This is a genomic window from Streptomyces erythrochromogenes, assembly GCF_040684695.1.
Taxonomy (GTDB): Bacteria; Actinomycetota; Actinomycetes; order Streptomycetales; family Streptomycetaceae; genus Streptomyces; species Streptomyces erythrochromogenes_C.
In genome coordinates, this window is record NZ_JBFBGM010000042.1 from 1 (window position 1) to 25976 (window position 25976).

The following is a 25976-nucleotide window of genomic DNA, read 5'->3' on the forward strand; positions in this document are numbered from 1 at the left end:
ACGCCCGGTTACATTCCGAACCCGGAAGCTAAGCCTTTCAGCGCCGATGGTACTGCAGGGGGGACCCTGTGGGAGAGTAGGACGCCGCCGAACAACCCGCCCTTTTAGCTCAGTCGGTAGAGCGTCTCCATGGTAAGGAGAAGGTCAACGGTTCGATTCCGTTAAAGGGCTCCACATAAAAAGGCCCCCGCCATCAGGCGGGGGCCTTTTTGCGTTCCCGGGGTCAGTAGTAGCCCTTCTCACCGTCCAGCAGTTCGCGGATCGCGTCCAGGTGGCCGGCGTGCCGGGCGGTCTCCTCGATCATGTGGAGCATGACCCAGCGCACCGAAGCGGCACCGGCCTTGAACTCGGTGTTGCGGCCCGTGTCGTCCAGGGAGAGCGAGGCCAGGACCTCGTTCGACACCGCGCACTGGCGGTCGTACTCCTCCAGGAGCCGGCCGAGCGGGATTCCCTCGGCCTGCATGTCCGCGTCCTCCACGTCCCCGAACTGGGGATTGATGTCGGAGGGCCGGTCCATCAGCATCACCTCGAACCAGCAGTGCTCGACCCAGCGCATGTGGGCGACGAGCCCCGCCGCCGTCATCAGCGGGGAGGACGGGAGCACGGAGCGGTGCGCGTCCTCGTCGGAGAGGCCCTCGCACTTCCAATGGATGATCGAGCGGTGCATGTCGAGCCAGCCCAGGAGCTGGGTGCGCTCGTCGGCGGTGTAATCAGGGCGTGTACGGGGAGTCGGCATGGGCGCCGAGGCTAGCCCAGGCCGTCGCCGCCCGCACCAGGATTAATCGCCCGCCCGCGGATGGGGCACGCGGAACGCCAGGATCGCCATGTCGTCCGAGGCGGGCTCGGCCGCGAACCGCTCCACCGCGCGCAGGACACGGGAGGCGACCGCGCCGGCGGTCAGGCCCGTACAGGTCGTGAGGACCTCCGTGAGGCCGTCGTCGCCGAGCATCCGGCTGCCCTCGCGCCGCTCGGTCACGCCGTCCGTGACGCACAGCAGGACATCGCCCGGGTCGAGGGTGAGGGTCTCCTCGTACAGGTCCAGGTCCTCGATCACGCCCAGCAGCGGCTGCGGTTCCGCGGCCGCGTCGACCTCGCCGTTCGGACGCAGGCGCAGTGGGAGCGGGTGGCCCGCGCAGACGACCTTCATCAGGGCGCCGCCGTCCGGCTGCGGGTGGAGCTCGCCGTACAGGAGGGTGAGGAAGCGGCTGCGGGCGCCCTCGTCGAGGATGGCCGCGTTGAGGCGTTCGAGGACGGCCGGGCCGCCGAGGCCCTCGCGGGCCAGCAGACGCAGCGCGTGCCGGGCCAGGCCCGTCACGGCGGCCGCCTCCGGGCCGGTCCCGCAGACGTCGCCGATGGCGAAGCCGTACGCGCCGTCGCGGATCGGGAAGACGTCGTAGAAGTCACCGCCCACCTCGTTGCCCTCGCCGGCCGCGCGGTAGATGACCTCGACCTCCATGCCGGGGATGGCGGGGGAGCCGGGCGGCAGCAGGCTGCGCTGCAGGGAGCGGCTGATGGCGGTGCGCTCGGAGTACAGGCGGGCGTTGTCCAGGGCGAGGGCGGCCCGGCGGGAGAGGTCCTCGGCGAGTTCGAGGATCTCCTGGCGGAAGTGCTCCTCCCGGGGCTTGCCCAGGGTCAGCATCCCGATGACGCGGTTGCGGGCGAGGAGGGGCAGGACCACCGTCTCGCCGCCGACCGCCAGAGCGGCTTCGGACCAGGGGCGGGCGCCGGCCTCGCGGACCGGATCGGGCGGGCTGACCCGCGACAGCAGCTCCTTCAGGCCGTCGATGCGGTCCTCGTCCTCGTGGAGGACGTAACTGAGGTACGGGTCCGAGGACTGGTCGGCGATCGTGTAGACCGCGCACCAGGTGGCGAGGGTCGGGACGGTCATCTGGGCCATGAGGGCCAGGGTCTGGTCCCGGTCCAGGGTGCCGGCCAGCAGGTCGGAGGCCTCGACGAGGAAGGACAGGGAACCGCGGCGCAGCCGCTCCAGCTCGCCGAGGCGGGCGGACTCCACCGCCAGGGCGATGCGGTCGGCGGCGAACTGGAGGTGGAGCGCCTCCTCGTTGGAGTAGCGGCCGGGGCTCTCGGCGGCGACGCCGAGGGAGCCGGTGAGCCGGCCCTCGACCTTGAGGGGGACGGTGACGGCCGAGCGCATGCCGGTGGCGTCCAGGAGCGGAACCGCCCCGGGGACGGCGACGAGGTCGTCGTGGACGGCGGGCATGCGGGCGGAGCCGTAGCGGTTGGTGCCGGCCTCGACGGGGACGCGGGCGAAGCGCTGGCGGGTGGAGGGCAGGCCGGTGGTGGCGCGGACCTCCAGCTCGGTCTCGTCGTCGGTGGCGAGCAGCAGGAAGGCGGCGTCGGCGTCCAGGAGGTCGCGGGCCCGCTCGACGGTGCGCTGGAGCAGGCCGTCGAGGTCGTCGGGGGCGGGCGAGCCGATGAAGACCTCGAAGGGGTCGGCGGTGCGGGGCTCGGCGAAGTGGCCGCCGTCGCCGGAGGGCACCCGTACCGGGCTCTGGAGCAGGGCGCGCTCGTCGTCGTGGACGAGGAGGCAGACGGTGGACGGTTCGCCGTGGGCGTCGCGGACCCGCAGGTGCGAGGCGTAGACGGGGATGACGCGGCCGTCGGCCCCGCGGACGCCGTAGCTGCCCTCCCAGCGGGACAGGCGCAGGGCCTCGGCGATGCCGGTTCCGGTGCCCGGGGTCTGCGGCCACGCGGCGAGCTCGGCGAGCGGGCGGCCGACCGCCTTCTCGGCGGGATGGCCGAAGATGTGCTCGGCGTCCTCGTTCCAGGCGGAGACGGTGTCGGCCGAGTCGATCTGGAGGACGGCGACGCGGACCCGGCTGTCGGTGAGCGGGAGCATCCGGTCCGGTACGACGGGACCCGCCGAGCGGGTACCGACCGGCCGGTCTGGCAGATCGAGGCGGAACCAGACGTGCTTGTGGGTGGCGGTGTACTCGACGCCCCAGCGGGTGGCCAGGGCGGCGCAGAGCATCAGCCCGCGGCCGTTCTCGCGGTCGGGGTCGGCGTACGGGCGCTCGCCGGGGTGCCGCAGCGGCAGCTCGCGCTCCGGGTAGCGGTCGGCGACCTCGACCCGGACGCCGTCCTCGGTGCGCAGGCACAGGACCTCCGCCCTGGTTCCGGCGTGGACCACGGCGTTGGTGACGAGCTCGCTGGTGAGGACCACCGCGTCGTCGACGATGTCCGCGAAGCCCCAGCCCTGCAGGGTGTCGCGGACGAACGCGCGAGCGGCGGCGACCGAGCGCCCGAGGGGATCGAAGCTGGCAGCCGCCCGTGCCGTGATCACGAATCTCCTTCGACGCGGTTGGACATCGGTTGCCAGGTTACTTACCTTCGCGGACGGCATGGTGCCGTCGTCCGGGAATCCACTCGCAGGGTACGACCGGTGTGCGATGGTGCCGAAGTGTTATGGCCGGGTTCGGCCAGGGTGAAACACTGGGCAGGCTTGCAGAGCCGGCTTGTGACGAGTCAGGTGTCCGGTGGAACAGTGGTCGACCCTTTCGGGAGGGACACGGTGGAGTCTGGCGCAGTGGTGCGGCGTACGGGAACGCGGCCGAAGGGCGGGCGGTCTCGGCGCGGCGGCACGACAGAGGTGGATACCGCCGCTCTGAACCGGCTGCTCACGGCCCTGGTGTCGATGCGGGACGGCAACTTCCGCAAGCGGTTGACGGTGTCCGGCGAAGGCGTGATGGCGGAGATCGCCGCCGTCTACAACGAGGTCGCCGACCGCAACCTCCACCTGACCGGGGAGCTGTCCCGGGTGAGGCGGATGGTGGGCCGTGAGGGGAAGCTGAGTGAACGGCTGGAAACGGGCGCCTGCGAGGGTTCCTGGGCGGCCGCGATCGACGCCTCGAACCAGCTGGTCGACGATCTGGCCCGGCCGGTGTCCGAGGTGGGGCGGGTGCTGTCGGCGGTGGCCGAGGGCGATCTGGACCAGCGGATGGACCTGCGGACGCAGGCCGCCGAGGGGGCCGGGCATCCGCTGCGCGGCGAGTTCCTGAAGGTCGGCCGTACCGTCAACAACCTGGTCGACCAGCTGTCCGCGTTCACCGACGAGGTGACGCGCGTGGCGCTGGAGGTGGGCACCGAGGGCAAGCTCGGGGGCCAGGCCCAGGTGCGCGGAATGTCTGGTTCCTGGAAGGATCTGACCGACTCCGTCAACACGATGGCGTACCGGCTCACCGCGCAGGTGCGTGACATCGCTCTCGTCACGACGGCGGTCGCGAAGGGCGACCTGTCGCGCAAGGTCACCGTGCACGTGGCCGGCGAGATGCTCCAGTTGAAGAACACCGTGAACACCATGGTGGACCAGCTGTCGTCCTTCTCCTCCGAGGTGACGAGGGTCGCACGCGAGGTGGGCACGGAGGGCGAGCTGGGCGGCCAGGCCAAGGTGCCCGGGGTCGCCGGCGTGTGGAAGGACCTGACCGACTCCGTCAACACGATGGCCGGGAACCTGACGGCCCAGGTGCGCGGGATCGCGCAGGTGACGACGGCGGTCGCGAACGGCGACCTGTCGCAGAAGGTACGGGTCAGCGCGCGCGGCGAGGTCGCGCAGCTGGCCGAAACGATCAACCAGATGACGGAGACGCTGCGGACCTTCGCGGACGAGGTCACGCGCGTGGCCAGCGAGGTCGGCGCCAAGGGCCTGCTCGGCGGTCAGGCGCAGGTGCCCGGGGCGGCGGGGACGTGGAAGGACCTCACCGACTCGGTGAACACGGTCTTCCGCAATCTCACCACCCAGGTGCGCGACATCGCGCAGGTGACCACGGCGGTGGCCAACGGCGACCTGTCCCAGAAGGTCACGGTCGATGTCGCCGGCGAGATGCTGGAACTGAAGAACACCGTCAACACGATGGTCGACCAACTCCAGTCCTTCGGTGCGGAAGTGACGCGAGTGGCCCGTGAGGTCGGCGTCGAGGGTGAGCTGGGCGGTCAGGCGCAGGTGCCGGGGGCCGCCGGTACCTGGAAGGACCTCACCGACTCGGTGAACACCGCCTTCCGCAACCTCACCGGGCAGGTCCGCAACATCGCGCAGGTGACCACGGCGGTGGCCAACGGCGACCTGTCCCAGAAGGTCACGGTCGACGTCTCCGGCGAGATGCTCCAGCTGAAGAACACCGTCAACACGATGGTCGACCAGCTGTCGTCCTTCGCGGACCAGGTCACGCGGATGGCGCGGGACGTGGGTACGGAGGGCCGCCTCGGCGGCCAGGCCAGGGTCGAGGGGGTCTCGGGCACCTGGAAGGAGCTCACCGACTCCGTCAACTTCATGGCCGGGAACCTGACCTCGCAGGTGCGCCAGATCGCGCAGGTGACCACGGCGGTGGCGCGGGGCGACCTGTCGCAGAAGATCGACGTGGACGCCCGGGGCGAGATCCTGGAGCTGAAGAACACCATCAACACGATGGTCGACCAGCTCTCCGCCTTCGCGGAGCAGGTGACCCGGGTGGCGCGGGACGTGGGTACGGAGGGCCGCCTCGGCGGCCAGGCGCAGGTGCCCGGCGTGGCCGGTGTCTGGCGCGACCTGACGGACTCGGTGAACGGCATGGCCGGGAACCTGACCTCGCAGGTGCGCAACATCGCCCAGGTCGCCACGGCGGTGGCGCGGGGCGACCTGTCGCAGAAGATCGACGTGGACGCCCGGGGCGAGATCCTGGAGCTGAAGAACACCCTCAACACGATGGTCGACCAGCTCTCGAACTTCGCCGAGCAGGTGACGCGGGTGGCCCGGGAGGTGGGCACCGAGGGCATCCTCGGCGGTCAGGCCGAGGTCAAGGGTGTCTCCGGCACCTGGAAGGACCTCACCCAGTCCGTCAACTTCATGGCGAACAACCTGACCTCGCAGGTGCGCAACATCGCCGAGGTGACGACGGCGGTCGCCATGGGCGACCTCTCCAAGAAGATCACCGTCGACGCCAAGGGCGAGATCCTCGAACTCGTCACGACCGTCAACACGATGGTGGACCAGCTGTCCTCCTTCGCGGAGCAGGTCACGCGGGTGGCCCGCGAGGTGGGCACCGAGGGCATCCTCGGCGGCCAGGCCCGGGTCCGCGGGGTCACCGGCATCTGGAAGGACCTCAGCGACAACGTCAACACGATGGCCGGGAACCTCACGGCCCAGGTGCGCGGGATCGCGCAGGTCTCGGCGGCCGTCGCCAACGGCGACCTGACGAAGAAGGTCACCGTCGAGGCGCGCGGCGAGGTCGCGCAGCTCGCCGACACCGTCAACACGATGGTGAAGACCCTGTCGTCCTTCGCCGACGAGGTCACGCGCGTGGCCCGTGAGGTGGGTACGGAGGGCCGGCTCGGCGGGCAGGCGCACGTGCCGGGGGTCTCGGGGACGTGGAAGGACCTCACCGACTCGGTGAACTTCATGGCCTCCAACCTCACCGGTCAGGTGCGGCAGATCGCCATGGTCACGACCGCCATCGCCAAGGGCGACATGACCAAGAAGATCGACATCGACGCGCGCGGCGAGATCCTGGAGCTCAAGACCACCATCAACACGATGGTCGACCAGCTCTCCTCCTTCGCCGACCAGGTGACGCGCGTGGCCCGGGAGGTGGGCACCGAGGGCATCCTGGGCGGCCAGGCCCGGGTCCGGGACGTCGACGGCACCTGGCGGGACCTGACCGAGTCCGTGAACGAGATGGCCGGGAACCTCACCCGGCAGGTGCGCGCGATCGCGGCCGTGGCCACCGCGGTGACCCGCGGCGACCTCAGCCTCAAGGTCGACGTGGACGCGGCGGGCGAGATCCAGGTCCTCCAGGACAACATCAACACGATGATCGTCAACCTGCGCGACACCACCTTGGCCAACAAGGAGCAGGACTGGCTCAAGGGCAACCTGGCCCGGATCTCCGCCCTGATGCAGGGCCGCCGCGACCTCGACGACGTCGCCTCGCTGATCATGAGCGAGCTGACGCCGGTGGTCTCCGCGCAGCACGGCGCCTTCTTCCTGGCGGTGCCCGCCGGAGGCACCACCGAGATCGGGACGGAAGGCGGCGCGGACGGCTCGTACGAGCTGCGGATGCGCGGGAGCTACGCGTACGCGGGCGGGCAGATGCCCATCTCCTTCCGGCCGGGGGAGGGGCTGATCGGGGCGGTCGCCGAGGAGAAGCGGACGATCCTCGTCGAGAACACCCCGCCCGGCTACCTGAAGATCTCCTCGGGCCTCGGCGAGGCTCCGCCGGCGCACGTCATCGTGCTGCCGGTGCTGTTCGAGGGGAAGGTGCTCGGCGTCATCGAGCTGGCCTCCTTCACGCCGTTCACGCAGATCCAGAAGGACTTCCTCAGCCAGATCGCCGAGATGATCGGTACGAGCGTCAACACCATCAGCGTCAACTCCAAGACGGAGATGCTGCTGAAGCAGTCGCAGGAGATGACCGAGCAGCTGCGGGAGCGTTCCGACGAGCTGGAGAACCGGCAGAAGGCCCTCCAGGCCGCCAACGCGGAGCTGGAGGAGAAGGCCGAACTGCTGGCCCAGCAGAACCGGGACATCGAGGTGAAGAACACCGAGATCGAGGAGGCCCGGCAGGTCCTGGAGGAGCGCGCCGAGCAGCTCGCGGTCTCGATGCGCTACAAGTCCGAGTTCCTGGCGAACATGTCGCACGAGCTGCGCACCCCGCTCAACTCGCTGCTGATCCTGGCCAAGCTGCTCGCCGACAACGCGGACGAGAACCTGTCGCCGAAGCAGGTGGAGTTCGCCGAGACCATCCACGGCGCCGGCTCGGACCTGCTGCAGCTGATCAACGACATCCTCGACCTGTCGAAGGTCGAGGCCGGGAAGATGGACGTCTCGCCGACCCGGATCGCCCTGGTCCAGCTCGTGGACTACGTGGAGGCGACCTTCCGGCCGCTGACGGCGGAGAAGGGCCTGGACTTCTCGGTGCGGGTCTCGCCGGAGCTGCCGGCGACCCTGCACACCGACGAGCAGCGGCTCCTGCAGGTGCTGCGCAACCTGCTGTCGAACGCGGTGAAGTTCACCGACACCGGTGCCGTGGAGCTGGTGATCCGGCCCGCCGGCGGCGACGTGCCCACCGAGATCCGCGAGCAGCTGCTGGAGGCCGGTTCGCTCCGGGAGGCGGACGCGGACCTGATCGCCTTCTCGGTCACCGACACCGGCATCGGGATCGCGGCGAGCAAGATGCTGGTGATCTTCGAGGCCTTCAAGCAGGCGGACGGGACCACGAGCCGCAAGTACGGCGGCACCGGGCTCGGGCTGTCCATCAGCCGGGAGATCGCCCGGCTGCTGGGCGGGGAGATCCACGCGGCGAGCGAGCCCGGCCGCGGCTCCACCTTCACGCTGTACCTGCCGCTGCACCCGAGCGAGCTGCCGCCGCAGGGGTACGCGCCGCCCACGCCGGGAGGCGCCCGCGGCGAGCTGTACCGCCGCTCCCTCGACGGGGCGCGGCCCGGGCTGCCGGTGCTCCCGGCCGGGCCCTCCGCCGCGCCGGAGGCGGCGCAGGCCCGGCCCGCGGCGTCCTCGCCGTCGGCGGCCGGGGCGGGGCAGGGCGGCGGGGCCGCGCTGTTCCGGCGGCGCCGCAAGGCGCTGAGCGACCTGGAGCCGCGTACGGCGGTGCCGGGGCAGCCGAACGCGGCCGGGGCGGAGGACGCCTGGGACACCGTGGAGGAAGAGCTTCCGGTGGTGGCCCGGACGTACGACTTCCGCGGCGAGCGGGTGCTCATCGTGGACGACGACGTCCGCAACGTCTTCGCGCTCACCAGCGTGCTGGAACAGCACGGGCTGGCGGTGCTGTACGCGGAGAACGGGCGCGAGGGCATCGAGGTCCTGGAGCAGCACGACGACGTGACGGTCGTGCTGATGGACATCATGATGCCCGAGATGGACGGGTACGCCACGACCTCGGCGATCCGGAGGATGCCGCAGTTCGCCGGCCTGCCGATCATCGCGCTGACCGCCAAGGCGATGAAGGGGGACCGGGAGAAGGCGATCGATTCCGGTGCTTCCGACTACGTCACCAAGCCGGTCGACCCGGACTACCTGTTGTCGGTCATGGAGCAGTGGATGCGGGGCAAGTGAGAGGAGGGAGAGCGGAAGGGAACCGACCGCTGACACACTGTGGCCGTAGCGGTGTGGAAGGGCGGTAAACGGGGAACCTTCTGCTCTCCCACCGCGTTTCTGCTTCGTGCACAGTGACATCCTGGTGACAGGGTGTGGCGATCTCGGGACTGGGGCTACGATGACCGGCACAAGGACGGACGGCGCACGGGTGTCGTCCTCTGGGGCGGGGCCCGGCGCACAGGCCGGTGCCAGGAGCCGGGGAGGCCCCATGCCGGGGCGAGGAGGACAGGGCATGGTGCAGAAGGCCAAGATCCTCCTGGTCGACGACCGGCCGGAGAATCTGCTGGCGTTGGAGGCCATCCTCTCCGCGCTCGATCAGACACTGGTCCGGGCGTCGTCGGGGGAGGAGGCGCTCAAAGCGCTGCTCACGGACGATTTCGCGGTCATCCTGCTGGATGTCCAGATGCCGGGCATGGACGGCTTCGAGACCGCCGCGCACATCAAGCGGCGGGAGCGGACCCGGGACATCCCGATCATCTTCCTCACCGCGATCAACCACGGTCCGCACCACACCTTCCGCGGTTACGCGGCGGGTGCGGTCGACTACATCTCCAAGCCCTTCGACCCGTGGGTGCTGCGGGCGAAGGTCTCCGTCTTCGTGGAGCTGTACACGAAGAACTGCCAACTGCGCGAGCAGGCCGCCCTGCTGAGGCTCCAGCTGGAGGGCGGCGGCTCGAACGGCGTGGACGCGGGCAAGGAGACGGCGGGCCTGCTGGCCGAGCTCTCCGCGCGGCTCGCGGCGGTCGAGGAGCAGGCCGAGGCGCTGACCAAGCAGCTCGGCGAGGATTCGGCCGACGCCGGGGTCGTGGCGACCGCGGCCCACCTGGAACGCAAACTCACCGGACTGCGGCGGGCACTCGACGCGCTGGAGCCCGGCAGCGCCGGGGGCGCTCCGGCGCTGCCCTCGCAGAACTGACGCAGCACTGAAGCAGAACTGACCGCGCGCGTCCCGCCTGGCGGAGCGTCAAAGCACCTACCCCGGCCACGACACGAACGGGTGAAGGGGTGGGCACGCGTGTCCACCGGCGCGCGCACCGGTAACCTCGGGCCCATGGCCTCACGTACGTCCGGCAAGGGTTCCCCGAGCGCCGCGGGCACCGCGAAGGGCCGCACCGGCCGTACGGCGGCGCCCGCCAAGAAGGCGGCCCCCGCACGCAAGCCCCCGGCGAAGAAGGCCGCGGCCGCCAGGCGCGCCCCGGCCAAGAAGGCGGCGGCCAAGCCCGTGCCGTCCCCGACGAGCGGCGTGCTGCGACTGGTGCGGGCCCTGTGGCTGGGCTGCGCGCACGCGGTCGGCGCGGTCTTCCGCGGGATCGGCCAGGGTGCCAGGAACCTCGACCCCGCCCACCGCAAGGACGGCGTCGCGCTGCTGCTCCTCGCCCTCGCGCTGATCGTCGCCGCCGGCACCTGGTCGAACCTGAGCGGCCCCGTCGGGGACCTGGTGACCATGCTGATCACCGGCCTGTTCGGGCGGCTGGACCTGCTCGTGCCGATACTGCTCGGCGTCATGGCGGTGCGTTTCATCCGCCACCCCGACCAGGCCGACGCCAACGGCCGGATCGGCATCGGACTGTCGGCCCTCGTCATCGGCGTCCTCGGGCTGGTCCACATCGCCTGCGGAGCGCCCGGCCGCGACGAGGGCACCACCGCCATGCAGAACGCCGGCGGGCTCATCGGCTGGGGCGCCTCCAAGCCGCTGATCTTCACCATGGGCGCGCCGCTGGCCGTGCCCATGCTGGTGCTGCTGACGGTCTTCGGGCTGCTCGTGGTCACCGCGACCCCGGTCAACGCCATCCCGCAGCGGCTGCGCCGGCTCGGCATCCGGCTCGGGATCATCGCCCCGAACGAGTACGACGAGGGCTACGGGGAGGACGAGGGCGGCCCCGCGTCCCGGCACGACCCGGACCAGTGGCGGGCCCGCTCGGGGGCCGGCGCGGGCTCCGGCGACCCCGCGGACGCCGCCGAGGAGGAGGCGCTGGCCCGGCGGCGCCGACCGCGCAAGGCCGCCGGCAGGCCGGCCGTCGACCGGGAGATGGACGCCGTCGACGTGGCCGCGGCCGCCGCCGCCGCGCTGGACGGGGCGGTCTACGGCGGCATGCCGCCCTCCCCGCTCGTCGCCGACCTCACGCAGGGGATCGCCGCCGACCGGGACGGCGCCGAGGTCACCGCCCCGGTGCCGACCGCACGCGGCGACCGCTCCGCGCGGCCCGCCGCACCCGCCCCGTCCGCCGCGCCCCCGGCCGCCGCGGACCCCGCAGAGCCGCCGCACGCCACCACGGCCGCGGCCTCCGGGACCCTCGCGGTGCCCGACCTGACGAAGGCCCCGCCGGAGGCCCAGCCGCTGCCGCCCCGCGCCGAGCAGCTCCAGCTGCGCGGGGACATCACGTACTCCCTGCCCTCGCTGGACCTGCTGGAGAAGGGCGGGCCCGGCAAGACCCGCAGCGCCGCCAACGACGCCGTGGTCGCCTCGCTGCGCAACGTCTTCTCCGAGTTCAAGGTCGACGCCGACGTCACCGGCTTCACCCGCGGCCCGACGGTCACCCGCTACGAGGTCACCCTCGGCGCGGCCGTGAAGGTCGAGCGGATCACGGCCCTGACCAAGAACATCGCCTACGCCGTGGCCAGCCCCGACGTGCGGATCATCAGCCCGATCCCGGGCAAGTCCGCGGTCGGCATCGAGATCCCCAACACCGACCGCGAGATGGTCAACCTGGGTGACGTCCTGCGCCTCGCGGACGCGGCCGAGGACGACCACCCGATGCTGGTCGCGCTCGGCAAGGACGTCGAGGGCGGCTACGTCATGGCCAACCTCGCCAAGATGCCGCACGTGCTGGTCGCCGGCGCCACCGGCTCCGGAAAGTCCTCCTGCATCAACTGCCTGATCACCTCGATCATGGTCCGGGCCACCCCGGAGGACGTCCGGATGGTCCTCGTCGACCCCAAGCGGGTCGAGCTGACCGCGTACGAGGGCATCCCGCACCTGATCACGCCGATCATCACCAACCCCAAGCGGGCCGCCGAGGCGCTGCAGTGGGTCGTGCGCGAGATGGACCTGCGCTACGACGACCTGGCCGCCTTCGGCTACCGGCACATCGACGACTTCAACCAGGCCATCCGGGACGGGAAGATCAAACTCCCCCCGGGCAGCGAGCGGGAGCTCAGCCCCTACCCGTACCTGCTGGTGATCGTCGACGAGCTGGCCGACCTGATGATGGTGGCCCCGCGCGACGTCGAGGACTCGATCGTCCGCATCACCCAGCTGGCCCGCGCCGCCGGCATCCACCTGGTGCTCGCCACGCAGCGGCCCTCCGTGGACGTGGTCACGGGCCTGATCAAGGCGAACGTGCCCTCGCGGCTCGCCTTCGCCACCTCCTCCCTCGCCGACAGCCGGGTCATCCTCGACCAGCCCGGCGCCGAGAAGCTCATCGGCAAGGGCGACGGGCTGTTCCTGCCGATGGGCGCGAACAAGCCCGTCCGCCTCCAGGGCGCCTTCGTCACCGAGGACGAGATCGCGGGGATCGTCCAGCACTGCAAGGACCAGATGGCTCCGGTCTTCCGCGACGACGTCACCGTCGGGCAGAAGCAGAAGAAGGAGATCGACGAGGACATCGGCGACGACCTGGACCTGCTGTGCCAGGCGGCGGAGCTCGTGGTCACCACGCAGTTCGGCTCCACCTCGATGCTCCAGCGCAAGCTGCGGGTGGGCTTCGCGAAGGCCGGGCGGCTCATGGACCTCATGGAGTCGCGGGGCATCGTCGGCCCGAGCGAGGGTTCGAAGGCGCGCGACGTCCTGCTGAAGGCCGACGAGCTGGACGAGGTGCTCGCGGTCATCCGCGGCGAGACGGATTCGTAGTGAAATCGCGGGCAACCGTTTCCCTTGGGCCCGCGTCAAGTTGAACGGAGGGCGGCGCCGCGCACGACTCGCGTACGGCGTCGGGCCGCCGAGCCGAAGGGGACCTCCCGTCGCCATTCGTATGGCGTAGGAAGGGCACCCTCCGGTTGCTCCACCCTTTCGTCACCCCCCTAGACTGGACATCCAGCAGGTGGCTACACGCTCGAAAGGCGCCCTTGTGTCCATCGGCAACTCCAACTCCCCCGAAGAAGAGCGGCCTTCGACCGACGACCGGTCCGAGGACCGGCTCGTCGAACGTTCCGTCGAAGAGCCGTCCATCGGGACGGCCCTCAAGAAGGCCCGGATCGCCGCCGGGCTCACAGTCGACGAGGTCAGTTCCCTCACCCGCGTGCGCATCCCGATCGTGCACGCGATCGAAGAGGACGACTTCACGCGGTGCGGCGGCGACGTCTACGCCCGCGGTCACATCCGTACGCTCGCCCGCGCCGTCCATCTCGATCCGGCACCCCTGGTCGAGAGCTACGACGCGGCCCACGGCGGCCGGCCGGCACCCACCCCCGCCGCGCCGATGTTCGACGCCGAGCGGATCCGCCCCGAGCGGCAGCGGCCCAACTGGACCGCGGCCATGGTCGCCGCCATCGTCGCCGTGATCGGCTTCGTGGGCTTCACCGCCTTCAGCGGCGACGCCGAGAAGGAGAAGCGCCCGGTGGCGGAAGGTTCCGCCGCCCCCAAGCCCGCACCCAAGCAGTCCGGCGGCAAGCCGGCCGCGCAGCCCGCCCAGCCCTCACAGGTCCCGCCGGCCGCCAAGCCGGAGCCCTCGGACAGCGCCATCGCCGCGGCGCCCAAGGATCTCGTCACGGTCGTCCTGACGGCCGACTCGGGCGAGAGCTGGATCTCCGCGAAGGACTCCACGGGCCGTCTCCTGTTCGACGGAACCCTCGTCCAGGGCCAGTCGAAGACCTTCACGGACAAGGAGTCCGTCGACCTCGTGCTCGGCGACGCCGGGGTCGTGAAGCTCTTCGTGAACGGCAAGGAGATCAAGGACGACTTCCAGCCGGGCCAGGTGGAACGTCTCACCTACACCAAGGAAGACCCCTCCCAGGGCCAGCCGCAGGCGGGCTGAGCCAGGGGCCGCCCACGGGCGGAGGACGTGAACCAAGATCCCCGGGGTGCCGCGCGCACCCCGGGGATCTTGGTGTGCGGGGACTTGCGGCAGGGGCCCGCGCCGGGACGAAGTAGTCTTGAGTCCATGCCCGAACGCCGTACCGTCGCCCTTGTCACTCTTGGCTGCGCCCGTAACGAGGTGGACTCGGAGGAGCTCGCAGGCCGCTTGGCGGCGGATGGCTGGGAGCTCGTCGAGGATGCCGCCGACGCGGACGTAGCCGTCGTCAACACCTGTGGCTTCGTCGAAGCCGCCAAGAAGGACTCCGTAGACGCCCTGCTGGAAGCCAACGATCTCAAGGATCACGGCAAGACCCAGGCCGTCGTCGCCGTCGGCTGCATGGCCGAGCGCTACGGCAAGGAGCTCGCCGAGGCCCTTCCCGAGGCCGACGGGGTCCTCGGCTTCGACGACTACTCCGACATCTCCAACCGCCTCCAGCTCATCCTGAGCGGCGGCAGTGTCGAAGCCCACACCCCGCGCGACCGCCGCCAGCTGCTGCCGATCAGCCCCGCCGCGCGCCAGGCCGCCGACGTCGCCCTCCCCGGCCACGCCCAGACGCCCGCGGAGGAGCCCGCCGAGGCCCCCGCGGACCTGCCCGAGGGTGTCGCGCCCGCCTCCGGTCCGCGCGCCCCGCTCCGCCGCCGCCTGGACAAGAGCCCGGTGGCCTCGGTCAAGCTGGCCTCCGGCTGCGACCGGCGCTGCTCCTTCTGCGCCATCCCGTCCTTCCGCGGGTCCTTCATCTCCCGCCGCCCCTCCGACGTGCTGGGCGAGACCCGCTGGCTCGCCGAGCAGGGCGTCAAGGAGATCATGCTGGTCTCCGAGAACAACACCTCCTACGGCAAGGACCTCGGCGACATCCGCCTGCTGGAGACCCTGCTGCCCGAGCTCGCCGCCGTCGACGGCATCGAGCGCGTCCGGGTCAGCTACCTCCAGCCCGCCGAGATGCGCCCGGGCCTGATCGACGTACTGACCTCGACCCCCAAGGTCGTGCCGTACTTCGACCTGTCCTTCCAGCACTCCGCCCCCGACGTGCTGCGCGCCATGCGCCGCTTCGGCGACACCGACCGCTTCCTGGAGCTGCTGGACACCATCCGCTCCAAGGCCCCGCAGGCCGGTGTCCGCTCGAACTTCATCGTCGGCTTCCCCGGCGAGACGGAAGCCGACTTCGCCGAGCTGGAGCGTTTCCTCACCAACGCCCGCCTCGACGCGATCGGCGTCTTCGGCTACTCCGACGAGGACGGCACCGAGGCCGTCACCTACGAGAACAAGCTGGACGAGGACACCATCGCCGAGCGCCTGGCGCACATGCAGCGGCTCGCCGAGGAGCTCACCGCCCAGCGCGCGGAGGAGCGGATCGGGGAGACCCTGGAAGTGCTCGTGGAGACGGTCGTCCCGTTCGACGAGGCCGAGGAGGGCGAGGGAGCCTACGGGCGCGCCGCGCACCAGGCCCCCGAAACCGACGGCCAGGTCGTCTTCACCGACGGCACGGGCCTGGTCCCCGGGCGTATCGTCACGGCAAAGGTCGTCGGCACGCTGGGAGTGGACCTGGTGGCCGAGCCCCTGGACCTGGACTTTGAGGAGGCGGCCGGATGACCGGTGTCCCGGCATCTGCGGCGGGCGGGACCGGCCGCCGGCCCGTACCCGGCGCGAAGCTGGGGGCCGCGGCGGTCGATCAGGCCAGCCTGTGGAACATCGCCAACATCCTGACGATGATCCGGCTCGTGCTGGTGCCGGGGTTCGTCCTGCTGCTGCTCGCCGACGGCGGCTACGACCCGGCCTGGCGGGCCTGGGCCTGGGCGGCGTTCGCCGTCGCCATGATCACGGACATCTTCGACGGGCACCTGGCCCGCACGTACAACCTGGTCACGGACTTCGGCAAGATCGCCGACCCCATCGCCGACAAGGCGATCATGGGGTCGGCGCTGATCTGCCTCTCCTGGCTGGGCGACCTCCCGTGGTGGGTGACCGGGGTGATCCTCGGACGGGAGCTCGGGATCACGCTGCTGCGCTTCTGGGTCATCCGCTACGGGGTGATTCCGGCCAGCCGCGGCGGCAAGCTGAAGACGCTGGCCCAGGGCACGGCCGTGGGCATGTACGTCCTCGCACTGACCGGTGCGCTGGCGACGATGCGCTTCTGGGTGATGGCGATCGCGGTCGTGCTGACCGTCGTCACCGGTTTGGACTACATCCGCCAGGCGATCGTGCTCCGGCGCCAGGGTCTCGCCGCGGAGCGGGCCGCGCGGTGACCGATGGGGCGGGGGATTCTCCGGTGGCGCAGGGGCGCGCCGGAGCGAGCGGGGGGCGCACGCCCGCCGCGTACGCGCTCCAGCTCCTCGCGGAGAGTGACCAGACGCTCGCTGTCGCGGAATCCCTGACCGGTGGCATGGTCGCGGCCGAGCTCACGGCCGTTCCCGGCGCCTCCCGGTCGTTCCGCGGCTCGGTCACGGCGTACGCGACGGAGATCAAGCACCGGGTCCTGGGAGTGGACGCGGGACTGCTGGAAGCCGAAGGCGCGGTGAACGCCGAGGTCGCGGCGGAGATGGCGGCCGGTGTGCGCCGGGTGATGGGCGCCTCGTGGGGGATCGCGACGACCGGGGTGGCCGGCCCCGACCCGCAGGACGGGCAGCCGGTGGGCACGGTTTTCGTCGCCGTGGACGGTCCGGGGGGCAGGAAAACGGTCCGTCTGAGGTTGAACGGCTCCCGCGCGGAAATCCGTAGGGAGAGTGCACGGACAGTGCTCGGGCTTCTCGCGGACGAACTCCGCGAGAATGCGCGGGGGCAGGATACGGAACAGAACGGGGGGATTTGATGTTTGCAGCCCTGAGTGAACACGACATCGCTCCCCGCACGGCCGCGGCGCGAGGCGGTACGGTGGGGCGTGAAGGATGCGGCTACACGGTCAGAGGAGGGAGCCACCGATGATTCTGCTCCGTCGCCTGCTGGGTGACGTGCTGCGTCGGCAGCGCCAGCGCCAGGGCCGTACTCTGCGCGAAGTCTCCTCGTCGGCCCGAGTTTCGCTCGGCTATCTCTCCGAGGTGGAGCGGGGGCAGAAGGAGGCATCCTCCGAGCTGCTCTCCGCGATCTGCGACGCGTTGGACGTACGGATGTCCGAGCTGATGCGCGAAGTCAGTGATGAACTGTCGCTCGCTGAGCTGGCACAGTCGGCCGCGGCAAGCGAACCGGTCACCGTACCGGTCCGCCCGATGCTCAATTCGGTCTCGATGGCCTCGGTCGCGGGTCCGGAACGGGTGACCATCAAGGCGCCTGCGGAAGCGGTGAATGTAGTAGCCGCGTGAGCGAGCACGTGCGTGTTTGAGCTTGGCCGGAGCCCCGGCCGGTGCGTGGAGCACCGGCCGGGGCTCCCGGCCGTTCTGGGTGCGGGTGCGGGGGGTGTGCGAGACGATGGGGCGGTCCGGGTCCCGGCCCCCTGGAGGTGGCAGTGCGGACGTCGCTGCGCATACCCGCGGTGTCTCGCTTCCCCGTGGTGTCGGCCCTCGCGCTGACGGTGGGGGCCCTGTGGTGGTGGGCCGTGCTGCGGCTGGTCCTGGCGCCCGCCGAGTCGGGGGCCGTGGAGGGCGCCGTGGCGGTGGGCGGCTGGGGACTGGGGCTGCTCCCGGTGCACTGCGTACCGGCGCCCTTGCGCAGGGCCCGCCGGCGGGCCGGCCGGGAGGCGCGCGAGGACCGGGACGGCCGCGCGGGGGACCCCGGCGGTGACGGGGCCGGAGCGGTCCGGGCGGCCGGCGCGGCTACCAGGGCATCGACACCCCACCGTTCGGACGCAGGATCTGGCCCGTCATGAAGGACGAGGCGTCCGAGGCCAGGTAGAGCACCGCCTGGGCGATGTCCTCCGGTTCCCCGACCCGACGCAGGGGGGACATGCGGACCATGGCCGCCTCGGTCTGCTCCTGGACCTCGGGGCCGTGGCGGCCGGTCATCGGGGTGCGGATCCACCCGGGGGCGACGGCGTTGACCCGTATGCCGTGCGGGCCGGTCTCGGTGGCGAGGGTCTTCGTGAGCTGGACGACGGCGGCCTTGGCGGCGCTGTAGCAGAGCAGGCCGGGCTGGGCGGCGTCCACGGCGCCGGAGGCCATGGTGACGATGGTTCCGGGCCGGCCCGCCGCGATCATGGAGCGGGCGGCCTCCTGGCAGGTGCGCAGGACTCCCTTGAAATTGACGTCCAGGACCCGGTCGAGGTCTTCGTCGGCGGTCTCCAGGACGCTGCTGGTGTGCATGATCCCGGCGATGGCGGCGGCGATGTCGAGCGGGCCCGCCGCGGTGACGGCCGCCCGGACCGAGGCCCGGTCGGTGACGTCGACGGGGTGGACGGTGGCCCCGCCGCCACCGGCCGCGGCGGCCAGGGAGGCCGTCTCGGCCAGCCCCCGCTCGTCGCGGTCGGCGCAGTGCACGTGGGCCCCGGCCGAGGCGAGGAGGACGGCGGTGGCGCGGCCTATGCCGCTGGCGGCTCCGGTGACCAGGGCGGTGCGGCCGGTGAGGTCGTACGCGGCTGTGGGTGTGGGCATGCCGGGACGGTACGACCGGATCTGACGGATCGTCAATTGCCGTGCGGAACTCCTGCCCGGCTCAGGGCGTGGGGCCGGTCTGGCAGCGGGGGCACCAGTAGGTCGGGCGGTCGTCCTGCGGGGCTTCGCGCACCGGGGTGCCGCAGCGCAGACAGGGGCGGTGGTGGCGGCCGTAGACGAAGAGCTCCTGGCCGCGCCGGCGGATGCCGGTGGTATTGCGCCGGTGGCCGGGCTCGTCCCCGCAGTTCGCGGCGAGCAGTCGGTGGGCCGCGGACGCCAGGCGGGGAAGGTTCTCCCCGGGGAGCGCGCCGACCGGGGTCCAGGGGGTGACCCGGGCCAGGAAGCAGAGTTCGGCCTTGTAGATGTTGCCGATCCCGGCGAGGTTGCGCTGGTCGAGCAGGGCCTCGCCGAGGGGGCGCTCCGGGGCGGCGAGGAGGTTCGCGGCGGCGCGGCCGGGATCCCAGTCCGGGCCGAGGACGTCGGGGCCGAGGTGGCCGACGGCGCGGTCCTCCTCGGCGGTGCGGATCAGTTCCAGCACGGGGAGGCGGTAGCCGACGGCCGTGTGGTCGGCCGTGCCGAGGACCGCCCGGATCTCGTACTCCGGGCCGCCGCGCCACTTCTCGCCGGAGGCGAAGACGCGCCAGGCGCCGTCCATGCGGAGGTGGCTGTGCAGGGTGAGGCCGCCTTCGAGGCGGGTGAGGAGGTGCTTGCCGCGCGGGGTCACGTCCAGGGTGACGCGGCCCGTGAGGTCCGCGGTGGCGAAGCGGGGGACGCGCAGGTCGCTGCGGGTCAGTTCACGGCCTGCGAGGACCGCGTGCAGACGGGTCGCCGCGCGCCGGATGCTGTCGCCTTCGGGCATGCCCCCATTGTCGCCCGGGAGCCCCGGGCCGGGACTCCCGCCCGCGCGGTCGCGTCCGGGCGGAGCCGGGCGGACCCGGTCGCGTCCGGGCGGTGCCTCGGCCACCTCGGCGATCCGCTGCCGCCGGTTCGGGTCGCCCCGGCGGGTTCTGCGGGCTTTCCCGTCCCCTGTGGTCAGGCTCCTCCCTGGGGGCGACACCAACGGGAACGGAGTACCAGCATGAAGATCGCAGTCCTCGGGACCGGCGCGGGCGGCCGCGCGCACGCCGCCAGGCTGCTCAGCCTCGGGCACGAGGTGTACGTCGGCACCCGCGACTCCCAGGTGACGATGGGCCGCACCGAACCGGACTTCATGGGCGTCGAACCCTTCGGCCAGTGGCTCGCCGACTACCCCGGCATCGAACTGCGCAACTTCGGCGACGCCGCCGCGGCCGCCGACTTCGTCATCAACGGGATCGACGGGGCGAGCGCCGTCGGCGTCCTCACCGGCATCGCCGGACATCTTTCCGGCAAGACCCTGATGGACTACGCCGTCCCGTACGTCTACAACCCCGAGCAGGCCCACCCCTGGCCGACCCCGTGGGGGGTGATGCCCGCCCTGGACCCGGTCGACCACGACAGCCTGGGGGAGCGCATCCAGCGGGCGCTGCCGCAGGCCAAGGTGGTCAAGGCGGGCGTCACCCAGGAGCAGGAGACCGTCGTCGACCCGCGGGCCGTGGCGGGCGGCGACCACACCATGTTCATCGCGGGCGAGCACGCCGACGCGAAGGCGGAGGTCACCGACCTGCTGCGGTCCTACGGCTGGCAGGACGTCCTCGACCTCGGCCCGCTGGTGAGCTCCCGCGGCATGGAGATGTACGGCCACCTGCACAGCGCCGTCCAGTTCGCGCTCGGCGGGGGCCGCTTCGGCGTCAAGGTGATGCGCTGACGCGTTGGCGCGCGGACGTCCCGATGTGCCGGTCGTGAGGGCGCCCGTCACTGCCGCAGGCGCAGCCCCCGGGGGGTGGCATGGAATCCGGCCGATTCGAGCGGCGGCCCGAGGGGCGAGGTGAGGGCGGCCGCGGCGTTGATCCGCTCCACCGTCAGCGCCGGCAGGGTGCCCGCCCGGCAGCCTGCGGCGAGGGCGGCGACCGCCGCCGTCAGCCGCGGGTCCTCCGGGCCGGGCCAGGCCAGCAGGGTCTTGCCGCCGCGCTCCAGGTACAGGGTGAGCTCCCCGTCGACCAGGACCACCAGGGAGCCCGCCTTGCGGCCCGGCTTGTGGGTCGCGCCGGCCGGGGGCTCGGGCCAGGGCAGGGCCGCGCCGTACGCGTTCGCCGGGTCGGCGGCGGCCAGGACCACCGCCGCCAGCGGGGGAGGTGTCCGCTCGGCGGCTCGGAGCCGGTCCACCGCGCCGTCCATCGCGAACTGGGCCGCGCCCAGCCCCTCGACCACATAGCCCCGGCGGGCCTGCCCGCTGTCCTCGAAGGCGGACAGGACGCGGTAGACCGCGCTGAAGCCCCCCTCCACGCCCTCCGCGGCGACCGCCCCGCGGGTCACCACCCCGTGTCGGTCCAGCAGGGTACGGGCCAGCGCGTGGGCGCGGTGGGTCGCATCGGGCGCCGGGGACGGCAGCAGCGACCAGCGGCCGGAGACCGTGGGCGGGCCCGTACGGGACGCGGTAGCGCTGAGTGTGCCGTACCGGCCGCGCGGGACGGTGCGCCGGGCCCGGTGGGCCGTGGCGCCCGCCGTGCGCCCCGAGCCGAGCAGCGAGCGCAGCGGGGCGAGGGTGTCGTTGGTGAGCCGGCCCGACCAGGCCAGGTCCCACACCGCTTCGGACAGGGCGAGGTCCGACACTTCCGGGAACTCGGCGCGCACCGCCTGCGAGATCTGCCGGAAGAACAGGCCGTACCCGCCGGACAGGGCCGTCAGGACCGCCTGCTGGAGCGGGCTCGGCTCCAGGGGGTGCGGCGGCGGCAGGAGCAGCGGGGCGGCGTCCGCCAGGTAGAGCGACACCCAGCCGTCCTTGCCCGGGAGGGCTCCGGCTCCCGCCCAGACCACCTCGCCGGTGGTCGTCAGCTCGTCCAGCAGGATGGGGGAGTAGCCGGCCACCCGGGACGGCAGGATCAGCCGCTCCAGTGCGGAGGCCGGCACCGGGGCGCCCTGGAGCTGCTCGACCGCCCGCGCCAGGCCGTCGAGGCCGCGCAGGGCCCCGCCCAGGTGCTGCCACTGGGGCAGGAAGGTGGCCAGCGAGGTCGGGGGGACCGGCTCCAGCTCCTGGCGGAGCGCGGCGAGGGAGCGCCGGCGGAGCCTGCGCAGCACCGTGGCGTCGCACCACTCCTGGCCGATGCCCGCCGGGTGGAACTCGCCCTGCACCACCCGCCCCGCCGCCGCGAGGCGGTTCAGGGCGCCCTCGGTCACCGCCGCGCCCAGGCCGAAGGCGGCGGCAGCGGCGGCCGTGGTGAACGGCCCGTGGGTGCGGGCGTACCGGGCCAGCAGGTCCCCCAGCGGGTCCTTGACCGGCTCGGTGAAGGCCTCCGGGACCCCGACGGGCAGCGCGGTGCCCAGCGCGTCCCGCAGCCGGCCCGCGTCCTCGATCGCCGCCCAGTGGTCCGCGCCGGCGATCCGGACCCGGATGGCGCGGCGGGCCGCGGCGAGCTCACCGGCCCAGGCCGGATCCGCACCGCGCGCCGTCAGCCGGTCCTGCGTCAGCGGGCCCAGCAGGCGCAGCAGGTCGGCCACCGACTCGGCGTCCTTGGCCCGCCGGTCCTCGGTGAGCCACTGGAGCTCCCGCTCCAGCTCCTCCAGCACCTGCGCGTCGAGGAGCTCGCGCAGCTCCGCCTGCCCGAGGAGCTCGGCCAGCAGCCGCGAGTCCAGCGACAGCGCGGCCGCCCTGCGCTCGGCCAGCGGGGAGTCGCCCTCGTACAGGAACTGGGCGACATAGCCGAAGAGGAGGGAACGGGCGAAGGGGGACGGCTCCGGGGTGGTGACCTCGACCAGCCGGACCCGGCGCGCCTCGATGTCGCCCATCAGCTCGGTCAGGCCCGGCACGTCGAAGACGTCCTGGAGGCATTCGCGCACGGCTTCCAGCACGATCGGGAAGGACCCGAACTCCGACGCCACCTGGAGCAGTTGCGAGGCGCGCTGGCGCTGCTGCCACAGCGGGGTGCGGCGCCCCGGACTGCGGCGCGGCAGCAGCAGGGCGCGGGCCGCGCACTCGCGGAAGCGGGAGGCGAACAGGGCGGAGCCGCCCACCTGGTCGGTGACGATCTGGTTGACGTCCCCGTGGTCGAAGGCGACGTCGGCCGCGCCCAGCGGCGCCTGCTCGTCGTCGAACTCGAAGGCGGGCGGCCCGGAAGGGTCGTGGTCCAGGAGGTCCATGGACAACAGGTCCGCGTCCGGGAGCCGGAGCACGATGCCGTCGTCGGCGTGCATCACCTGCGCGTCCATGCCGTACTTCTCGGCGAGGCGGGCACTCAGCGCCAGCGCCCACGGGGCGTGCACCTGCGCGCCGAACGGCGAATGGACCACGACCCGCCAGTCGCCCAGCTCGTCGCGGAACCGCTCCACCACGATGGTCCGGTCGTCCGGCACGTGGCCGCAGGCCTCGCGCTGCTCGGCGAGGTACGCCAGCACGTTCTCGGCGGCCCAGGCGTCCAGGCCGGCCGCCACCAGCCGCAGCCGGGCGTCCTCCTCGGACAGGGCGCCGAGCTCGCGCAGGAACGCGCCGACCGCGCGGCCCAGTTCCAGCGGGCGGCCGAGCTGGTCGCCCTTCCAGAACGGCAGCCTGCCCGGCACTCCGGGGGCCGGCGTGACCAGGACCCGGTCGCGGGTGATGTCCTCGATCCGCCAGGAGGTGGTGCCCAGTGTGAAGACGTCCCCGACCCGGGACTCGTAGACCATCTCCTCGTCGAGCTCGCCGACCCGGCCGCCGCCCTTCTTCGGGTCCGAGCCGGCCAGGAAGACCCCGAACAGCCCGCGGTCGGGGATGGTGCCGCCGGAGGTGACCGCGAGGCGCTGGGCCCCCGGCCGGCCCGTGACCGTCCCCGCCACCCGGTCCCAGACCACGCGCGGCCGCAGCTCGGCGAACGCGTCCGAGGGATAGCGGCCGGCCAGCATGTCGAGGACCGCCGTGAACGCCGACTCCGGAAGCGCCGCGAACGGCGCCGCCCGCCGCACCAGCGCCAGCAGGTCGTCCAGCTGCCAGGTGTCCATCGCGACCATGGCGACCAACTGCTGCGCCAGGACGTCCAGGGGGTTGGCGGGGATGCGCAGGGACTCGATCGCCCCCGTCCGCATCCGCTCGGTGACCACGGCCGCCTGGACCAGGTCGCCCCGGTACTTGGGGAAGACCACCCCGGTGGAGACCGCGCCCACCTGGTGCCCGGCCCGGCCCACCCGCTGCAGCCCGGACGCCACCGAGGGCGGGGACTCCACCTGCACCACCAGGTCCACCGCGCCCATGTCGATGCCCAGCTCCAGGCTGGAGGTGGCGACCACGGCCGGCAGCCGGCCCGCCTTCAGATCCTCCTCCACCAGCGCCCGCTGCTCCTTGGACACCGAGCCGTGGTGCGCCCGCGCCAGCAGCGGCGGCGCCCCCAGGGCCGCACCGGACTGGGCCATGACCTCGGCCGGCGAGGCGTGCTCGGGCAGCTTCTCCCCGACGGCCCGCTCGTACGCGATCTCGTTGAGCCGGTTGCACAGCCGCTCGGCGAGGCGGCGGGAGTTGGCGAACACGATCGTCGAGCGGTGCGCCTGGACCAGATCCGCGATCCGCTCCTCCACATGCGGCCAGATCGACGGCCTGTCCCCGCCCTCCCGCCCCTCCGTCGCGGGGGAGCCGCCCAACTCGCCCATGTCCTGCACCGGGACGACCACCGACAGGTCGAACTCCTTCGCCGACGGCGGCTGGACGATCTCGACCCTGCCGCGCGGCGCGAGGTACCGGGCCACCTCGTCCACCGGGCGGACCGTCGCCGACAGCCCGATCCGGCGCGCCGGGCGCGGCAGCAGCTCGTCCAGCCGCTCCAGAGAGACGGCGAGGTGCGCGCCGCGCTTGGTGCCGGCGACGGCGTGCACCTCGTCCACGATCACCGTCTCGATCCCGGTCAGCGCCTCGCGCGCCGCCGAGGTCAGCATCAGGAACAGCGACTCGGGGGTGGTGATGAGGATGTCCGGCGGCCGCGTGGCCAGCGCCCGCCGCTCCGCCGCCGGGGTGTCGCCGGAGCGGATCCCCACCCGGATGTCCGGCTCCGGCAGCCCGAGGCGGACGGACTCCTGCCGGATCCCGGTCAGCGGGCTGCGCAGATTGCGCTCGACGTCGACGGCCAGCGCCTTCAGCGGAGACACGTACAGGACCCGGCAGCGCTTCTTGGACTCGGCGGGCGGCGGGGTCGAGGCGAGCCGGTCCAGAGCGGCGAGGAACGCGGCCAGGGTCTTCCCGGAGCCGGTGGGCGCCACCACCAGCACGTCCGAGCCCTCCCCGATGGCCCGCCAGGCACCCTCCTGCGCGCTCGTGGGCGTGCGGAAAGCCCCCGTGAACCACGAGCGGGTCGCGGGGGAGAACGAGTCGAGCGCAGCGCCTGCCATGCCCCCATCGTGCACCCGGCCACTGACAACGCCCCGGACCTGGGAGAACGCGCGTCGGCCGGGGGGCGCAGAATGGGGGGATGGGGACGGAAGACGGCCACCGGGAGTGGGCACGGCACTGGCAGTACCCGGAGCTGCCCGGGCTGGACCTGCTGCGCGCCCACTACGTACGCCACACCTTCCCGCGCCACGCGCACGACGGCTACGTCATCGCGGCCGTCACCGGCGGCATCGAGGAGGTGGGCCTGCCCGGCCACGTCGTGCGCGCCGGACCGGGCAGCGTGGTCCTGATCAACCCCGAGGTGCCCCACACCGCGCGCGCCGGGGCGCCCGAGGGCTGGGCCTACGCCACCCTCTACCCCTCCGGCGCCCTGATCGCCGAGGTCGCCGCCGAGATCGGCACCCTGCGCGGCACCCCCGGCTTCACCGCCGACATCGTCGCCGACCCGCAGGCCTCGCGCACCATCACCGAGGTGCACCGCGCCGCCGAGGCCGGGAACGCGCTCGCCGCCGACACCCTCCTGCGGGGGGTGGTCGCCCGCATGCTGACCCGGTACGCCGGACCGCTGCCCGCCCGTACGGTCCGCGGCTCGGGCGGCGCCGAGGCGGCCGCGGCCCGGGCCGTACTGGAGGAGCGCCTCGCCGACCCGCCGTCCCTGGAGCAGCTCGCCGCGGAGCTGGGCACGAGCCCGTTCGCCCTGCTGCGGGCCTTCCGGGACCGGTACGGGATGCCGCCGCACACCTGGCTGACCGACGCCAGGGTCCGGCGGGCGCGCCGGCTGCTCGACGCGGGCACCCCGCCGGCGGAGGCGGCCCTCGCCGTCGGCTTCACCGACCAGCCCCACCTGAACCGGCACTTCACCCGCATCGTGGGGGTCCCGCCGGGCGCGTACCGGCGGGAGCGGGCCGTCTAGGCTG

The 25976-nt window shown here is 72.6% G+C and carries 15 protein-coding genes, 1 tRNA gene and 1 rRNA gene; 12 read left to right on the plus strand and 5 right to left on the minus strand.

The features are described 5' to 3' along the window. Together rrf and AB0O53_RS36475 are read left to right on the plus strand one after the other, a co-directional pair. Positions 1–93, plus strand: a 5S ribosomal RNA gene (rrf, locus tag AB0O53_RS36470); the annotation flags it as partial. 5 nt (positions 94–98) lie between these two features. Further along, positions 99–174, plus strand: a tRNA-Thr gene (locus tag AB0O53_RS36475). 49 nt (positions 175–223) lie between these two features. Here AB0O53_RS36475 and AB0O53_RS36480 read toward each other — a convergent pair. Together AB0O53_RS36480 and AB0O53_RS36485 are read right to left on the minus strand one after the other, a co-directional pair. Beyond that, the gene (locus AB0O53_RS36480) at positions 224–736 is read right to left on the minus strand and encodes a DinB family protein (protein ID WP_351000938.1); all 513 of its coding nucleotides are present in this window, start codon (positions 734–736) and stop codon (positions 224–226) included. Between the two features lie 42 nt (positions 737–778). Then, on the minus strand, positions 779–3364 hold the full coding sequence (locus AB0O53_RS36485) for a SpoIIE family protein phosphatase (protein WP_351000936.1): 2586 nt from the start codon (positions 3362–3364) through the stop codon (positions 779–781). Between the two features lie 246 nt (positions 3365–3610). Between AB0O53_RS36485 and AB0O53_RS36490 the strand changes: the two genes are divergently transcribed. From AB0O53_RS36490 to AB0O53_RS36525, 8 genes are all read left to right on the plus strand, one after another. Beyond that, complete coding sequence (locus tag AB0O53_RS36490) at positions 3611–9061, plus strand: HAMP domain-containing protein (RefSeq protein ID WP_403141358.1); 5451 nt, start codon at positions 3611–3613, stop codon at positions 9059–9061. Positions 9062–9335: 274 nt separating this feature from the next. Beyond that, positions 9336–10019, plus strand: a complete 684-nt coding sequence (locus tag AB0O53_RS36495; protein WP_030821150.1) for a response regulator — start codon at positions 9336–9338, stop codon at positions 10017–10019. Between the two features lie 135 nt (positions 10020–10154). After that, entirely contained in the window at positions 10155–12953 is a 2799-nt protein-coding gene (locus AB0O53_RS36500; protein ID WP_351000932.1) for an FtsK/SpoIIIE family DNA translocase, read from the plus strand. Between the two features lie 217 nt (positions 12954–13170). Beyond that, positions 13171–14076 (plus strand): helix-turn-helix domain-containing protein, encoded by a 906-nt coding sequence (locus tag AB0O53_RS36505; RefSeq protein WP_351000931.1) that lies wholly within the window; start codon positions 13171–13173, stop codon positions 14074–14076. Positions 14077–14202: 126 nt separating this feature from the next. After that, a complete protein-coding gene (gene rimO, locus AB0O53_RS36510; RefSeq protein ID WP_351000928.1) occupies positions 14203–15708 on the plus strand; it encodes a 30S ribosomal protein S12 methylthiotransferase RimO in 1506 nt (501 codons plus the stop codon). Next, the gene (pgsA, locus tag AB0O53_RS36515) at positions 15705–16361 is read left to right on the plus strand and encodes a CDP-diacylglycerol--glycerol-3-phosphate 3-phosphatidyltransferase (protein WP_030029316.1); all 657 of its coding nucleotides are present in this window, start codon (positions 15705–15707) and stop codon (positions 16359–16361) included. Before rimO ends, pgsA begins: the two co-directional genes overlap by 4 nt. Before the next feature lie 23 nt (positions 16362–16384). Further along, positions 16385–16924, plus strand: coding sequence for a CinA family protein (locus AB0O53_RS36520; protein WP_351000925.1), 540 nt, complete (start codon positions 16385–16387; stop codon positions 16922–16924). Positions 16925–17033: 109 nt separating this feature from the next. Continuing rightward, positions 17034–17411, plus strand: coding sequence for a helix-turn-helix domain-containing protein (locus AB0O53_RS36525; RefSeq protein WP_030664971.1), 378 nt, complete (start codon positions 17034–17036; stop codon positions 17409–17411). 450 nt (positions 17412–17861) lie between these two features. Here AB0O53_RS36525 and AB0O53_RS36535 read toward each other — a convergent pair whose 3' ends face one another. Together AB0O53_RS36535 and AB0O53_RS36540 are read right to left on the minus strand one after the other, a co-directional pair. Further along, entirely contained in the window at positions 17862–18635 is a 774-nt protein-coding gene (locus AB0O53_RS36535; protein ID WP_351000919.1) for an SDR family NAD(P)-dependent oxidoreductase, read from the minus strand. A gap of 61 nt (positions 18636–18696) precedes the next feature. Then, positions 18697–19494, minus strand: coding sequence for an Fpg/Nei family DNA glycosylase (locus AB0O53_RS36540; protein WP_365201405.1), 798 nt, complete (start codon positions 19492–19494; stop codon positions 18697–18699). A gap of 219 nt (positions 19495–19713) precedes the next feature. Between AB0O53_RS36540 and AB0O53_RS36545 the strand changes: the two genes are divergently transcribed. After that, positions 19714–20421 (plus strand): NADPH-dependent F420 reductase, encoded by a 708-nt coding sequence (locus AB0O53_RS36545; RefSeq protein ID WP_365201408.1) that lies wholly within the window; start codon positions 19714–19716, stop codon positions 20419–20421. 47 nt (positions 20422–20468) lie between these two features. On the opposite strand, the gene AB0O53_RS36550 is transcribed toward AB0O53_RS36545, so the two are convergent. Then, positions 20469–25058 carry an ATP-dependent helicase gene (locus tag AB0O53_RS36550; protein WP_365201411.1) on the minus strand — a complete coding sequence of 1530 codons (4590 nt, stop codon included), beginning with the start codon at positions 25056–25058 and terminating at the stop codon, positions 20469–20471. 80 nt (positions 25059–25138) lie between these two features. Between AB0O53_RS36550 and AB0O53_RS36555 the strand changes: the two genes are divergently transcribed. After that, positions 25139–25972 (plus strand): AraC family transcriptional regulator, encoded by an 834-nt coding sequence (locus tag AB0O53_RS36555; RefSeq protein ID WP_351000908.1) that lies wholly within the window; start codon positions 25139–25141, stop codon positions 25970–25972. Positions 25973–25976 lie beyond the last annotated feature (4 nt).

Excerpts from the sequence above, each read along its gene's own strand:
- pgsA (WP_030029316.1), top strand. The coding sequence starts at position 15,705 with ATGACCGGTGTCCCGGCATCTGCGGCGGGCGGGACCGGCCGCCGGCCC.
- AB0O53_RS36555 (WP_351000908.1), top strand. The coding sequence starts at position 25,139 with ATGGGGACGGAAGACGGCCACCGGGAGTGGGCACGGCACTGGCAGTAC.
- AB0O53_RS36480 (WP_351000938.1), bottom strand. The coding sequence starts at position 736 with ATGCCGACTCCCCGTACACGCCCTGATTACACCGCCGACGAGCGCACC.
- AB0O53_RS36550 (WP_365201411.1), bottom strand. The coding sequence starts at position 25,058 with ATGGCAGGCGCTGCGCTCGACTCGTTCTCCCCCGCGACCCGCTCGTGG.
- AB0O53_RS36500 (WP_351000932.1), top strand. The coding sequence starts at position 10,155 with ATGGCCTCACGTACGTCCGGCAAGGGTTCCCCGAGCGCCGCGGGCACC.
- AB0O53_RS36540 (WP_365201405.1), bottom strand. The coding sequence starts at position 19,494 with ATGCCCGAAGGCGACAGCATCCGGCGCGCGGCGACCCGTCTGCACGCG.
- rimO (WP_351000928.1), top strand. The coding sequence starts at position 14,203 with ATGCCCGAACGCCGTACCGTCGCCCTTGTCACTCTTGGCTGCGCCCGT.
- AB0O53_RS36485 (WP_351000936.1), bottom strand. The coding sequence starts at position 3,364 with ATGCCGTCCGCGAAGGTAAGTAACCTGGCAACCGATGTCCAACCGCGT.
- AB0O53_RS36495 (WP_030821150.1), top strand. The coding sequence starts at position 9,336 with ATGGTGCAGAAGGCCAAGATCCTCCTGGTCGACGACCGGCCGGAGAAT.
- AB0O53_RS36525 (WP_030664971.1), top strand. The coding sequence starts at position 17,034 with ATGATTCTGCTCCGTCGCCTGCTGGGTGACGTGCTGCGTCGGCAGCGC.
- AB0O53_RS36535 (WP_351000919.1), bottom strand. The coding sequence starts at position 18,635 with ATGCCCACACCCACAGCCGCGTACGACCTCACCGGCCGCACCGCCCTG.
- AB0O53_RS36545 (WP_365201408.1), top strand. The coding sequence starts at position 19,714 with ATGAAGATCGCAGTCCTCGGGACCGGCGCGGGCGGCCGCGCGCACGCC.